Below are 13,513 nucleotides of genomic sequence, written 5' to 3'. Positions count from 1 at the left end.
CGCTTATTCGGCGGCGATTGGAAGCTGCGCCTGCAGAATGCTTCGTATTTCGGCCCGGCAGGAGCCGCAATTCGTACCTGCTTTCAATGACTTGCCGATTGTCTCGACGTTGTGGCAGCCGGAACCGGCAGCACGCACGATCTGGCTGGCGCCGACGCCGAAGCAGGAGCAGACGATCGGGCCTTTGTCCGGCTGGTCCGCGCCCGCTCTTCCGGCGATGACGGCGAAACGTTGGCGCGTGTCTTCGTGGGGTGTTTCAAGCTGTTCGACCGCCCAGCTCCTTGAAACCGCGACGGGATTTCGGGCCACGAAAATCGCGCCGAGAAGCTTTGCTCCGGCAAAGAGCGCGAAACGTTCCTCACCCGAATGGCTGTCGCGGTAGGAGAGCATCTCGGCATCCGGGTTCTTGCACCAATCTTGCAGCAGGGATGACCAGTCCGGAGCATCGCCTGACGTTGCGATTTCGACCCTGAAACCGCCATTGCAGCGGGCAAGGGCCCAATAATCCGCCGGGATCGTGTTTGGTTTTTCTGCAAGGATTGCAAAGGCATAGGCACTTGCGGCAAAACGTTCGGCGCGAACGCGCGCGTTCTTCGAGGCTGGCTGGCCGGAATACGGATCGGTGCGGGCTTTCACCAAAGCGTCGATGCGGCCTTTGGAGGCGAACTGGTCGGTCCAGTGCATAGGAACGAAGATCGATCCGGGTTGCTGGCGGTCGGTGACAAGTGCACGGACAATGACCTCGCCCCTCGAACTTATCAGACGGACAAGTTCCGCCGGCGCAATGCCGAGAACGGAGGCATCGTCAGGGTGAAGCTCGGCGAACGGTTCCGCCATATGCGAGGACAGGCGCGCGGCTTTCCCCGTCCGCGTCATCGTGTGCCAGTGGTCGCGAACGCGGCCCGTGTTGAGCGTGAAGGGATAGTCCGGGTCGTGGCGGTCCGGAACCTTGCCCGATACCGGAACGAAGCGGGCGCGCCCGTCGGCGGTGTAGAAGGCCCCATCGGCAAAAAAGCGTTTCGTTTCAGAGACTTCTCCAGCGCGTTGAGGCCACTGGAACGGTTGCAGGCCATCATAGGCTTGCCGGTCGATTTCGGCGTAAGCGCCTATGTCGAAGTCGCGATCGCCGTTGTTACGATAGGCGGAAAGCCTTGAATGTTCTGCGAAAATTTCCGCCGGGCCGTCGTAATCGAAGGCGGAGGCGAAGCCCATGCGCCGGGCGACTTCCGTAACGATCCACCAATCAGGGTGGGCGCTGCCGGGAAGGGGGAGGAAGGGGCGCTGGCGGGAAATCCGGCGCTCGGAATTGGTGACCGTACCGTCTTTCTCGCCCCAGGCAGCGGCAGGCAGCTTGACGTGGGCTAACTCTAAAGTGTCAGTTTTTTCAAGGACATCAGAGACGACGACGAAGGGGCATGCGACGATGGCTGCCTTGACGTCATCAGCTTCCGGCATGCTGTCGACCGGGTTGGTCGCCATGATCCAGAGCGCCTTGATTTTTCCGGACTTCACCGCCTTGAAAAGGTCTACCGCCTTGAGGCCGGGCGTTGAGGAAATCGTTGGCGAGTTCCAGAAACCTTGAACGATTTCAAGATGTTCAGGGTTCTCGATTGCCATATGAGCAGCTAACATATTGGCAAGGCCGCCGACCTCGCGGCCGCCCATGGCGTTTGGTTGTCCCGTGACGGAAAACGGCCCCATGCCGGGTTTGCCGATGCGGCCCGTCGCGAGATGGCAGTTGATGATGGAATTGACCTTGTCCGTGCCGATTTCCGACTGATTGACGCCCTGGCTGTAGACCGTGACCGTCTTTTCGTTCTTCAGGAAAAGGCTGTAGAAATCAGATAGTTCTCGAACGTTCAGGCCTGTCGCATGAGCGATCTCGTCAAGGTCCGGACAGCCCGCCGCCGCTAGCGCCTCCTCAAACCCGCAAGTGTGATTTTCGATGAAATCGCGGTCGAGATGAGGAGAATTCCCAACGGGCGAATTTGGATGCTCTTCGAGGCAATCAGGGTGATTCAGGATGCCCAGAAGGCCGTTGAAGAGTGCCGCGTCGGAATCCGGCCTGATCGCCAGGTGAAGGTCGGCGAGGTCGGCAGTCATCGTCCGGCGCGGATCGACCAGGACGATTTTCATCTCCGGTCGAGCTTCCTTTGCGGCAGCCAAACGCTGCGCCAGAACAGGATGACACCATACCAGATTCGAGCCGACGAGGATAACTACGTCGGCCAGCTCCAGATCCTCATAGGTGCCCGGAACGGTATCGGAGCCGAAGGCGCGGCGATGTCCCGCAACGGAAGAGGCCATGCACAGCCGCGAGTTGGTGTCGATGTTGGCGGAGCCGATGAAGCCCTTCATCAGCTTGTTGGCGACATAGTAATCCTCGGTCAGCAGCTGTCCGCTAAGATAGAAGGCGACAGAGTCCGGCCCGTGCCCGGCAATCGTTTCGGAGAACCGCCTTGCGACCAGATCCAATGCCCGATCCCAACCGACCTTCTTGCCGTTCACTTCCGGCTCGAGCAGACGCCCGTCGAGATCGATGGTCTCGGCCAATGCCGAGCCCTTGGAGCAGAGCCTGCCGAAATTGGCCGGATGATCGGGATCGCCGCGAACGCTGACCGCGCCGTCATCGGCAACGCTTGCGATCACGCCGCAGCCGACACCGCAATAGGGGCAGGTGGTCTTGACCTCTTTCGCCACGATGCTCCTCCTCAGGCACCAAGCGCGCGCAGCGCGTCGACATGAAGGAGCAGGCGCTCGCCCTCTATCCTCACGGGGTAGGTGCGCACTTGCCCCTCGTCGGCACCCTCCGCCTCTCCGGTCTTCAACGAAAAGACCATGTTGTGCAGCGGGCAGGTGACGGAGGAACCGTGGACGATACCCTGACTCAAGGGGCCGCCGCGATGCGGGCAGCGGTCCTCGAGCGCGTAGACCTCGTCATCGGCGGTGCGGAAGACGGCGATGCGGCCTTCCGGCGTCCTGACGCACCGCGCGCCAAGGCGGGGAATGTCGGCAAGCAGGCCGATCTCAATGAAGGATTGTACGGCCATATTCATTCCGCCGCCTCCAAGGTGAGAGTGGCAAGGGGGTTGAACTCGTGCTTGTCCTTGCCGGAAACGCGCTCCGACCAGGGGTCGACCTGTGCGAACTTCTGGGAGAAGACGAAGCGGTCGAACCAGGCCTTGCGGCGCTCGGGATCGTTCAGGATCTGCTCCCTGATCTCATCGATGCCGACGCGCTTCGCCCACTTGTAGATGCGCTCAAGGTAGTGGCCCTGCTCGCGGTACATCTGGACGAGCGCCACGATATGCTCGAGCGCCGCGTCCTCCGTCTTCACGAGGCCGAGGACTTCCGTGCCCTTGATATCGAGACCGGCGGCACCCGCGAAATGGATCTCGAACCCGGAATCGACGCAGATGATGCCGACGTCCTTGCAGGTCGCTTCCGCGCAGTTTCGCGGGCAGCCGGAAACGGCCATCTTGACCTTCGCAGGCGTCCAGGAACCCCACATGAACTTCTCTATGCGGATGCCCAGCCCCGTTGAATCCTGCGTTCCGAAGCGGCACCACTCGGAGCCGACGCAGGTCTTCACCGTGCGCAAGCCCTTGGCGTAGGCATGGCCGGAAACGAAACCGGCCTTGCCAAGATCGGCCCAGACGGCGGGAAGGTCTTCCTTCCTGACGCCGAGCATGTCGATGCGCTGGCCGCCGGTGACCTTGACCGTCGGGATGTCGAACTTGTCGACCACATCGGCGATGGCGCGCAGTTCCGTGGCCGAAGTGACGCCGCCCCACATGCGCGGAACGACGGAATAGGTGCCGTCCTTCTGGATGTTGGCATGCACACGCTCGTTGATGAAGCGCGACTGGTAATCGTCGGCATAGTCCTGTGGCCAGTCGGCGACGAGGTAGTAGTTGAGCGCCGGGCGGCACTTGGCGCAGCCGTGCGAGGATTTCCACTCCAGTTCCTGCATGACGGCAGGAATGGACTTCAACTCCTTCGCCTTGATGAGACGACGTACATCGCCATGGCCGAGGTCGGTGCAGCCGCACATGGGCTTGACCGCCTGCGGGTTGTAGGCGTCCCCCAGCGTGACCGACAGAAGCTGCTCGACAAGGCCGGAGCATGTGCCGCAGGAGGCGGATGCCTTCGTGTGGGCGCGGACGTCGTCGAGCGAGGTCAGGCCCTTCTCGCCGATCGCGCCGACGATCTTTCCCTTGCAAACGCCGTTGCAGCCGCAGATTTCCGCATCATCCGGCAAGGCTGCAACGGCCGCCGTAGGGTCCAGTGGGGCCCCTCCCTGATAGGCCTGGCCGAAGATCAGCGTTTCGCGCATATCCGAGATGTCGGTGCGGTTTCGGATATGGTCGAAGAACCACGGTCCATCGGCGGCCTCGCCGTAGAGCACGGCGCCGATAATCCGGTTTTCCTTGAGAACGAGGCGCTTGTAGACGCCGGCGGAAGCATCGCGGAGCACGATCTCTTCGCGGTCCTCTCCTTCAGCGAAATCGCCGGCGGAATAAAGATCGACGCCGGTGACCTTGAGCCGCGTCGCCGTCGACTGGTCGGCGAAGACCGGACCGATATCGCCGGCAAGGTGGCGGGCGGCGACATTGGCCATCTGGTAAAGGGGTGCGACCAGACCATAGGTCGCGCCGCCCACCTCCGCACATTCGCCAAGCGCCAGAATGTCGGGATCGGACGTTTGCATGCGGGCGTCGACGACGATGCCGCGATTGACCTCAAGGCCGGCTTCCCCGGCAAGCTGCGCGTTGGGACGGATGCCGACCGCCATGACGACGAGATCGGCGGGTATCACTGTTCCGTCTTCCAGTTCCACGGATTGCACGCGGGTTTCGCCATGGATCGCCCTGGTGCTTGCCTTGGTGAGAACGCTGATACCCCGGCTTTCAAGCTCGCGCTGAAGGAGATAGCCGGCGGCGGGGTCGAGCTGACGCTCCATGAGCGTCGGCATCAGGTGGATGACGGTAACATCCATTCCTTGCGCCTGAAGGCCGGCGGCGGCTTCAAGGCCGAGCAGGCCGCCGCCGATGACGACCGCCCGCCCGCGCGATTTCGCCGCCAGCATCATGGCCTCGACGTCATCCAGATCGCGGTAGGTGAGGACGCCGGCAAGGTCCTTGCCGGGAACCGGAATGATGAAGGGCGCGGAACCGGTGGCGATCACCAGCTTGTCGTAGGAAGCGACTTCGCCGTGTTCCGAACGCACGGTCTTCGCCGCCCGGTCGATCTCGACGATCTTGTGACCCTTGTAGAGGGTGATGTCGTGGTCGATGTACCAGCCATCGCCGTGAATGACGATTTCCTCGAAGCTCTTTTCGCCGGAAAGGACGGGCGAGAGCAGGATGCGATCGTAATTGACGCGCGGTTCGGCGTTGAAGATGGTGACCCGATAGGCATCCGGCGCGCATTCGAAAAGATGCTCAAGCATCCGCCCGGGCGCCATGCCGTTGCCGATGATGACGAGTTTCTCGGTCATGGTTTCACTCCGCTGCGGCAAGACGCGTTTCGTTCTGGCGGGCGATCCGCGCCGCCCGCTTCTTGCCGATCGATTCAAGCTGTTCGGCGCTCGGGTTCGCGCCGCCCTCATAGGCCTCCAGGAAATCGAGGAGTTCCTCGCGGTAGGCGTAATAGTCCGGGTGGGAGAGCAGCTCTTTTCGCGAGCGCGGGCGCGGCAGGCTGACATCCATGACGTTGCCGATCTTCGCGTTCGGGCCGTTCGACATCATCACCACCCGGTCGGCGAGGAGGATCGCCTCGTCGACGTCATGGGTGACGCAGATCGCCGTGACGTTGGTTCGTGCCCAGACATCCATGAGGACGTCCTGCAGCTCCCAGCGGGTGAGGCTGTCGAGCATTCCGAAGGGTTCGTCCAGAAGCAGGAGCTTCGGCGAAAGCGCGAAGGCGCGGGCGATGCCGACACGCTGCTTCATGCCGTTCGACAGATCGGACGCCATCCGGTCCATGGCGTCGCCCAGTCCGACGCGCTGGAGATAATATTCGACAACGTCCTTGCGCTCGGCGGGTTGCGCATTCGGGTAGACGCGGTCGACGCCAAGGGCGACATTCTCCTTCGCCGTCAGCCACGGCATGAGGGAAGGTGACTGAAAGACGACGGCGCGATCCGGCCCGGCCTTTGCAACCTCGCGCCCGTCAAGAATGACGGCGCCCGAGGTGATATCGTTCAGCCCCGCCACCATGGAAAGGACGGTCGACTTTCCGCAGCCCGAATGTCCGATCAGCGTGACGAATTCGCCCTTCTTCATCTTCAGGTCGAAACCGTCGACGACGGTCAGCGGCCCCTTCGGCGTCGGGTAGACCTTCCTGACCTGGCTGAATTCGACGAAACGCTCCTCGATGGGTGAGGTTGCCGCCTTCTCATAAGCGGCGGGCAGTCTTTCCCGGGAGCCCTTCAGGGTGATCGGAACGACGTTCGGCAGGACGATCTCCCGCTCGTTCGCCGTCTCGCGCTCGGCACCGGCGGAGATGAGGTAGTTCGTCACCTCGCTCCTCAGCCGGATGAACTCCGGATCGGAATTCATGGCCGAACGGTCGCGCGGGCGGGGAAGCGTGACCTTGAAGGACGGACCGAGGGTCGCCTTCGGGCCGGGATCGAGCGGCAGGATACGGTCGGCCAGGATGATCGCCTCGTCCACATCGTTGGTGATGAGGATGATGGTCTTCTTCTCCTGCTCCGAGATCGCGGCGAACTCGTCCTGAAGCTTGGAGCGGGTGAGGGCGTCGAGTGCCGAAAGCGGCTCGTCGAGCAGAAGCACCTCAGGCTGCATGGCGAGGGCACGGGCGACCGCGACGCGCTGGCGCATGCCGCCCGAAAGCTCCGAAGGCTTGCGGTCAACGGCGTGGGAGAGGCCTACCATGTCGATATAACGGCGGCAGATTTTCTCCCGCTCAGCTCTCGGCTTCTCCGAAAACACACTGTCGACGGCGAGCGCCACGTTGCCCTGTACCGTGAGCCACGGCATCAGCGAGTAGGACTGGAAGACGACGCCGCGTTCCGGACCCGGACCGCCGATTTCCTTTCCGTGCATGATGACGCCGCCTTCATCCGGCGTAACGAGGCCTGCAAGCGCGGAGATCAGCGTCGTCTTGCCGGAGCCGGAAAAGCCGACGATGGCGATGAATTCGCCTTCCTCGACCTTCAGGTTGATGTTGGAAAGCACTTGCGTGCGGGCCGCCCCTTCGCCGTAGCTTTTCGACAGCCCCGAGATTTCAAGAAAGCTCATGGGGAGACCTCAGCGGTTGGCGGAGAAGGTGAAGGCGGACTGGAGCGCATACATGATCCGGTCCAGCAGGAAGCCGATGATGCCGATGGTGAGCACCGCGACCATGATCCTGGCGAGCGACTGGGAAGAGCCGTTCTGGAATTCGTCCCAGACGAACTTTCCAAGGCCCGGGTTCTGAGCGAGCATTTCGGCCGCGATCAGCACCATCCAGCCCACGCCAAGCGATAGGCGAAGGCCGGTGAAGATGAGCGGCAGAGCCGACGGCAGCACCAGCTTGCGGATCGTCGTGGGCGTGGATAGCTGAAGCACGCGCCCGACATTGACGAGATCCTTGTCGATGGAGGCGACGCCAAGGGCTGTGTTGATGAGCGTCGGCCAGAGCGAGCAGAGCGTGACCGTGACGGCGGAAATCACCAGCGACTTCGGCAGCGCCTCGCTCGTGTCGACGTAAAGGGCGGAGACGATCATCGTGACGATCGGCAGCCAGGCGAGCGGCGAGACCGGCTTGAAGATCTGGATGAGCGGGTTCACCGCGCCGTTGACCGTCTGCGACAGGCCGCAGGCGATGCCGAGCGGGACGGCGACGAGGGTTGCGATCAGGAAGCCGAGGCCGACGGTGAGAAGCGAGGTCGCGATCTGGTCTATGAAGGTGGGCTTGCCGGTGTAGTCGCGCCACTTCACGCGCTCCGGGTGGCCTTCGGTCGTAAACTTCGCGTTGCGCTTTTCCTGGCGCTCGTAGAAATCCGCCGCCTTGGCGCGTTCGTCCTTGTGATCCTTCCAGAGATTGACCGCCTGGTCCCAGACCTGAGCGGGCCCCGGAATGGCGCCGAGCGAGGTTTGCACCTGCGGGGCGAGAATGCCCCATGCGGCGAGAAACAGGCCGATGCCGACGAGCGGGATGACGAGGACGCGCTTCAACTCGCCAAGCTGTTCCTTGGGATTGTCGCCGGCGGCGATCTTCAGGATCGGCGTGATCCAGGCAAGGCCGAGGGCATCGAGCCAGCGGGCGGCCTTGTTGATACGGGCGAAGAGGCGTTCCTTGCGCGCAAGCCGCGCGGCATCCGCTTCGCCGGTCATGAGGTCGGTGGCGTTGGTCATGGGCGTATGTCCGTAAACTCTTGGGGATGTGCGCGTCCGGGAGAGGCCCGCACGCGCCGTGATCGCTGCGGGTTCAGCCGCCGACGACCTCGTTGCCGTCGACCGTCTGACCGGACTTCAGGCCGATGGGGAGCGCATCGATGTATTCGTTCGGCTTGCGGCCATCGAAGGGCACGCCGTCGATGAACGCGTCCGTCGGCTCGCGGTAGCCGTCCGTCTCGAAGGGGAAGTCTTCTTCCGCAACGTGGCCTTCCTCGACCAGCATCTTCGCCGCTTCCAGGTAGATGTCAGGCCGGTAGACGGATCTGGCGACTTCGTCGTACCAGGCATCGTCCTTGTGATCTGCGATCTGGCCCCAGCGGCGCATCTGCGTCAGGTACCAGACGGCGTCGGAGTAGTAGGGATAGGTGGCGAAGTAGCGGTAGAAGACGTTGAAATCCGGCACGTCGCGCTTGTCGCCCTTTTCGTATTCGAAGGTGCCGGTCATCGAGTTGGCGATGACCTCCGCATCCGCGCCGACGTATTCGGGCCGCGAGAGGATCTCCACCGCTTCGGCGCGGTTGGCGTTGTCGTTCTCGTCAAGCCATTTGGCGGCGCGGATCAACGCCTTGGTGATGGCGAGCGTCGTCTTCGGGTTTTCCTCCGTGAACTTCTTGGTCAGGCCGAAGACCTTTTCCGGATTGTTCTTCCAGATCTCGTAGTCGGTGATAACGGGCACGCCGATGCCCTTGAAGACCGCCTGCTGGTTCCACGGCTCGCCGACGCAGTAGCCATGGATGGTGCCGGCCTCCAGCGTCGCAGGCATCTGCGGCGGAGGCGTTACCGACAGAAGCGCCTCCGCCTGGATCTGGCCGGAAATGTCCGACTTAGAATAAAAGCCCGGATGGATGCCGCCCGACGCCAGCCAGTAGCGAAGCTCGTAGTTATGCGTGGAGACGGGGAAGACCATGCCCATGTTGAAGGGCTTGCCTTCGGATTTGAACTTGTTGACGACGGGCTTCAGCGCATCCGCCTTGATCGGGTGAACGGGCTTGCCGTCATCGCCTGTGGGGATATGCGGCTTCATCATTTCCCAGACCTCGTTGGAGACGGTGATGCCGTTGCCGTTCAGGTCCATGGAGAAGGGCGTGACGATATGCGCTTGCGTCCCGAAGCCGATCGTCGCGGCAAGGGGCTGGCCGGCGAGCATATGCGCGCCGTCAAGCTCGCCGGTGATGACACGGTCGAGCAGCACCTTCCAGTTGGCCTGCGCCTCCAGCGTGACGTAAAGGCCCTCGTCCTCGAAGAAGCCCTTCTCGTAGGCGATCGCGAGCGGGGCCATGTCGGTAAGCTTGATGAAGCCGAAGGTCAGTTCGTCCTTCTCGACATCGAGCCATTCCGCATGCGTCGCTCCGGGAGCGAATGCGCCGATGGCGATGGCGCTCACAGCCGCGAGCACGGCGCGCCGGGTGAAGGATGCCTTCCTGAACGTGTTCATTTTCCCCTCCTGATGTGTCGGCGGTGGGAGGCCGCCGGGGAAACCTGCCAAACAAAAAAGCCGCCAGACGTGGATCAACCGGCGCGGATTTCGCGCGGTGTCCGTCTGGCGGCTTCGCCTGAACGCCCCTCGTTGGACGTAATCTCGTGACCTGTCGAAGGTCCGCAAAACTTAATGCAGCAAGCGTGCCAAATTTGGTTCAGGGAGATTTTTTCAATGATTTCAAAGGCGCGTGGAATTCGAGGAACAGTCGTTGATTGCCGCAGCGTTATTTTTTGATGCCGACGCGGGCAGGGGTGCGGAAATTTTGTGCAATGCAGCAGAATTGGTCACGGGCGGGCGAGATAATCCTCGATGGCGCCCGGATCGAAGGTCTCGCCGTCGAAGAAGCCGTCGGCCAGGACTTGCAGTTTGCCGGCGTCGGTCTCGATGGCACCGGCATGGATGCGCGCGCCTTCGACCTTGCTGTCGGCTGCCGGAATGGCCGCGCCGATGGGGCCAAGCGCTGCCCGGTAGATGTCCGGCCGGAAGCTCGATTCCACAGTTTCGAGATGGTCTTTCGAAAAGGAACATTGGCCCCAGCGCACCATCTGGCTGTAGAACCAGAGCGCGTGGCTTTTCCAGGGGAAGGTCGCGGCGGAGGCAAACGGCACGAAGAAATCGCGCACCTCCGCAATTTCGCCGCCGCCCAGACCGAGCTGGCCACCGAGCGCCGGCATGATAGCTTGCGGAGAAACGCCCAGATAATCCTCGCGCGCCAGGATTTCCGCCAGTTCCTGATGGTTCCAGCTTGCGCCGCACCACGCGGCGGCACGGTAGAGCGCGCGCAGAAGCGCGTGCGTTGCGGCCTCGTTTTCCCCCATCCAGTCGGCGTGGAGGGCAAGCACCTTTTCAGGGCTTGAGCGCCAGATCCTGGCCTTTACCGTTGCGATGCGGCCGGAGCCCGCACGCACGGCGACGGTGTTCCACGGCTCGCCCACGCAAAAGCCGTCGATCCGCCCGTTCGACATGGCGTCGGGCAGAAGAGGGGGCGGGGCAATGAGGATCTCGACGTCCTCATCCGGATCGATGCCGCATGCAGCAAGCCAGTAGCGAAGCTCGTAATTATGCCCGGAATGGGGGTGGACGACGGCGAAGCGAAGCCGCGCTTCGCCGGTCGACGCACGCTCGGCGATGATGGATTTCAACGCCTTGCCGGTGGAGGCGGGATCGAGATCGGGCGTCGCACCGGCTTCCGCCATGCGCGCCCAGAGCGCGTTGGAAACGGTGATCGCGTTGCCTCCAAGCCCAAGCACCATGGGAGCCGCAAGCGGAACGGCAAGCGGGGTGAGGCCGAGGTTGGAGGCAATCGGCATGGGCGCCAGCATCTGGGCCGCGTGAAAATGCCCGACCGCCATGCGGTCGCGGATATTGGCCCACGAGGTCTCGCGCACAAGAGAAAGGTCGACGCCTTCACCTTCCGCGAAACCTTTCTCGCGGGCGGCGACCAATATCGCGCTGTCCAGAAGCGGCAGGAAGCCTGCAATGATCTGGTGATCGGGCATTATGAGGCATCTCCCAGAAGATCGGCCGCGGTGACGAGGCTTCGGGCGATTTCGCCGATCTTCTTGTTCTGGTTCATCGCGGTCTTGCGCAGGAGGGCATAGGCCTCATCCTCGCCGAGCCCACGCGTCTTCATGAGAATTCCCTTGGCACGCTCGACGACCTTTCGCTCCTGCAACTCGTTGCGGGCGTCCTGAAGGTCCCGCTCCAGACGCGAAAAGGCGTTGAAGCGCATCACCGCCATGTCGAGGATCGGCTTCACGCGCTCCTGCTTCAGCCCGTCGATGACGTAAGCCGAAACTCCGGCGTCTATCGCCGCTTCTATGGCCGACTTGTCCGACTGGTCGACGAACATGGCAATCGGCCGCCGCACGCTGCGCGAAAGCTGGAACATATCCTCCAGCATGTCGCGGCCCGGATTTTCGAGATCGATGACGATGACGTCCGGCGCAATCTCGGAAATTCTGCGCGCGATGCCCTGCAACTCGCTCAAGACGAAAACCTGATCGTGTCCGGCCTCCCGAAGGCCCGTCTCGATGATCGAGGCGCGGATGCGGTTTTCGTCGATGACGAGGATCTTGAGGGAGGCGTCAACCATGCGCCTATTCCTTGCTTATGCCTCAAAGATTGGCAAAGCTAAATTTTAGGCAGAAAAATTTCTGGACGATCAATCTTCGAGGCGAGGCCCGACGGTGGCAGCTTGATTTCTATATTTTGATTTTAAGGGATTGCCACCGGATTTACGAGGTCAGGGTGCGGTGAGAAGCCGTGAGGGGCGGGTGAAAGCGCACTGCCATCCGGTTCAGGCGGTGCCATGGGGCGTGCAGAGCGCCGAACCATTCTCCGTCGTCGTGCCCGCCTTGAGCGGGCGTTCAATCTCGGTTCAACATGCAAGGGCAATAGTGATTTGAGTGGGGCAATGCTGCGAACTGACTGATATTTCGTAATGTTTGGCGAAGAGATTAGATCCCGGCTCTTCGAAGAGCCACTTCGTGATGCATCGAGTCCGGGATGATTTGGTTTTACCCCTCACAGATATAACCAATCGTCCTGATCCGTCCTTCAGCCAGATTGCGAACCTGGTTCCGCACCATTTCCGGATAATCATTCCCAAGGAACATATTGAAAGAGACCGGGGGTGGTCCTGATTCAGAGAGTTGCCTCATTCTTTCTTCGAACCATGTCAGGCTTTTTTCACTCGAGTCATGGATATCGAGGATTCGAAACCCGGCTCCAGTGAGCAGCGATTGCATCTGTTTGTCAGTGGCCAGATGGCTGATCGAGGGCTGACGCGCCCAGGGCACCGGAAAATGGACATCTCCGCCATCGCCCTGGATTACGTCATATGCCGCGAAGCGCCCACCGGGTTTCAGTGTCCTGCGGGCTTCTGAATAGAGCTTGTCCTTGTCCGGGATATTCATTGCGACATGGATGGTCATCGTGGCGTCGAATTCATCCTCGGGAAACGGGAGGTCGGTCGCATCGCCTTGCTGACAATGCACCTTGCCCGCCAATCCCAGCCATGACGAGATGATGTTCGCCGCGTTGCAAAACTCCTCGGTAAGGTCGATTCCCTTGACGTAGCAGCTATAGGTTTCCGCCAGTGTTCGGGCCGGACCGCCGAGGCCGCTGCCGAGGTCGAGAAGCCTCGCCCCGGCACCGAGGTTCAACTGCTCCCCGAGTTCGAGCGTCGCCTTGCGCCCGCGGATGTGAAACTCGTCAATGGCGGCGAGGTCGGTCGTCCTCAGATTATCGAGACGTCTTCCCGCTTTCTCGAGACCTGCGGCAATCTTGTCGGCCAGGTTGCCCTCGCCCTTGTAGTGTACCTCGACCTTCGGGTTCATTTGTCTCCCCCGTTTCGCGCACTCTCGTGCAGCTTGCCACCAGCCGGTCTTGTCCGGGTGCGAAAGTCCTGGAGTTCCGAGCTGGTGGAGCGGAACGTTTCCTCGATAAAGTCAGGGTAGTCACGGGCGCGTGAATCACCAAATCACGCCTGAAAATCCGCTCCGCTTTGGGCTCGTCGCGGTGCTCCACGGCATCAAAGATCAATTGCCGGTGAGGGCCGACTTTCGCTGCGCCATGCCTGAACGTCGACAATGCGCAGGTTTCAGATCTCCGCCGCGGCCGCGGC

9 protein-coding genes are annotated in these 13,513 nt (G+C 61.9%); all 9 read right to left on the bottom strand.

Going from position 1 to position 13,513, the window contains the following annotated elements; all coding sequences use genetic code 11:
- Positions 1–3 precede the first annotated feature (3 nt).
- The 9 genes from GR183_RS15480 to GR183_RS15440 all read right to left on the bottom strand — a co-directional run bounded on the left by GR183_RS15480 (position 4) and on the right by GR183_RS15440 (position 13,226).
- Positions 4–2,700 (bottom strand): nitrate reductase, encoded by a 2,697-nt coding sequence (locus GR183_RS15480; RefSeq protein ID WP_160776557.1) that lies wholly within the window; start codon positions 2,698–2,700, stop codon positions 4–6.
- 11 nt (positions 2,701–2,711) lie between these two features.
- Positions 2,712–3,056 carry a nitrite reductase small subunit NirD gene (gene nirD, locus GR183_RS15475; RefSeq protein ID WP_160776556.1) on the bottom strand — a complete coding sequence of 115 codons (345 nt, stop codon included), beginning with the start codon at positions 3,054–3,056 and terminating at the stop codon, positions 2,712–2,714.
- Positions 3,053–5,500, bottom strand: a complete 2,448-nt coding sequence (nirB, locus tag GR183_RS15470) for a nitrite reductase large subunit NirB (RefSeq protein WP_160776555.1) — start codon at positions 5,498–5,500, stop codon at positions 3,053–3,055. Before nirB ends, nirD begins: the two co-directional genes overlap by 4 nt.
- Positions 5,501–5,504: 4 nt before the next feature.
- Positions 5,505–7,265 carry an ABC transporter ATP-binding protein gene (locus GR183_RS15465; protein ID WP_160776554.1) on the bottom strand — a complete coding sequence of 587 codons (1,761 nt, stop codon included), beginning with the start codon at positions 7,263–7,265 and terminating at the stop codon, positions 5,505–5,507.
- 9 nt (positions 7,266–7,274) lie between these two features.
- Entirely contained in the window at positions 7,275–8,363 is a 1,089-nt protein-coding gene (locus GR183_RS15460) for an ABC transporter permease (RefSeq protein ID WP_208999871.1), read from the bottom strand.
- Positions 8,364–8,436: 73 nt separating this feature from the next.
- Positions 8,437–9,840 carry a CmpA/NrtA family ABC transporter substrate-binding protein gene (locus GR183_RS15455; RefSeq protein ID WP_160776553.1) on the bottom strand — a complete coding sequence of 468 codons (1,404 nt, stop codon included), beginning with the start codon at positions 9,838–9,840 and terminating at the stop codon, positions 8,437–8,439.
- A 329-nt stretch (positions 9,841–10,169) separates the two neighbouring features.
- On the bottom strand, positions 10,170–11,384 hold the full coding sequence (locus tag GR183_RS15450; protein ID WP_202396122.1) for a CmpA/NrtA family ABC transporter substrate-binding protein: 1,215 nt from the start codon (positions 11,382–11,384) through the stop codon (positions 10,170–10,172).
- Complete coding sequence (locus GR183_RS15445) at positions 11,384–11,980, bottom strand: ANTAR domain-containing response regulator (protein WP_160776552.1); 597 nt, start codon at positions 11,978–11,980, stop codon at positions 11,384–11,386. Before GR183_RS15445 ends, GR183_RS15450 begins: the two co-directional genes overlap by 1 nt.
- A gap of 424 nt (positions 11,981–12,404) precedes the next feature.
- A complete protein-coding gene (locus GR183_RS15440) occupies positions 12,405–13,226 on the bottom strand; it encodes a class I SAM-dependent methyltransferase (RefSeq protein ID WP_160776551.1) in 822 nt (273 codons plus the stop codon).
- Positions 13,227–13,513: the final 287 nt, after the last annotated feature.

Origin of the sequence: Stappia sediminis (assembly GCF_009826895.1) — a bacterium.
Lineage (GTDB): Bacteria > Pseudomonadota > Alphaproteobacteria > Rhizobiales > Stappiaceae > Hongsoonwoonella > Hongsoonwoonella sediminis.
The sequence above is the reverse complement of the archived record's forward strand: the minus strand, read 5'-3'. Positions and strand labels throughout refer to the sequence as shown.

What these genes read in the sequence shown, in the direction of transcription:
- GR183_RS15440 (WP_160776551.1), bottom strand. Translation starts at nt 13,226, where the DNA reads ATGAACCCGAAGGTCGAGGTACACTACAAGGGCGAGGGCAACCTGGCC.
- nirD (WP_160776556.1), bottom strand. Translation starts at nt 3,056, where the DNA reads ATGAATATGGCCGTACAATCCTTCATTGAGATCGGCCTGCTTGCCGAC.
- GR183_RS15460 (WP_208999871.1), bottom strand. Translation starts at nt 8,363, where the DNA reads ATGACCAACGCCACCGACCTCATGACCGGCGAAGCGGATGCCGCGCGG.
- nirB (WP_160776555.1), bottom strand. Translation starts at nt 5,500, where the DNA reads ATGACCGAGAAACTCGTCATCATCGGCAACGGCATGGCGCCCGGGCGG.
- GR183_RS15455 (WP_160776553.1), bottom strand. Translation starts at nt 9,840, where the DNA reads ATGAACACGTTCAGGAAGGCATCCTTCACCCGGCGCGCCGTGCTCGCG.
- GR183_RS15445 (WP_160776552.1), bottom strand. Translation starts at nt 11,980, where the DNA reads ATGGTTGACGCCTCCCTCAAGATCCTCGTCATCGACGAAAACCGCATC.
- GR183_RS15465 (WP_160776554.1), bottom strand. Translation starts at nt 7,265, where the DNA reads ATGAGCTTTCTTGAAATCTCGGGGCTGTCGAAAAGCTACGGCGAAGGG.
- GR183_RS15450 (WP_202396122.1), bottom strand. Translation starts at nt 11,384, where the DNA reads ATGCCCGATCACCAGATCATTGCAGGCTTCCTGCCGCTTCTGGACAGC.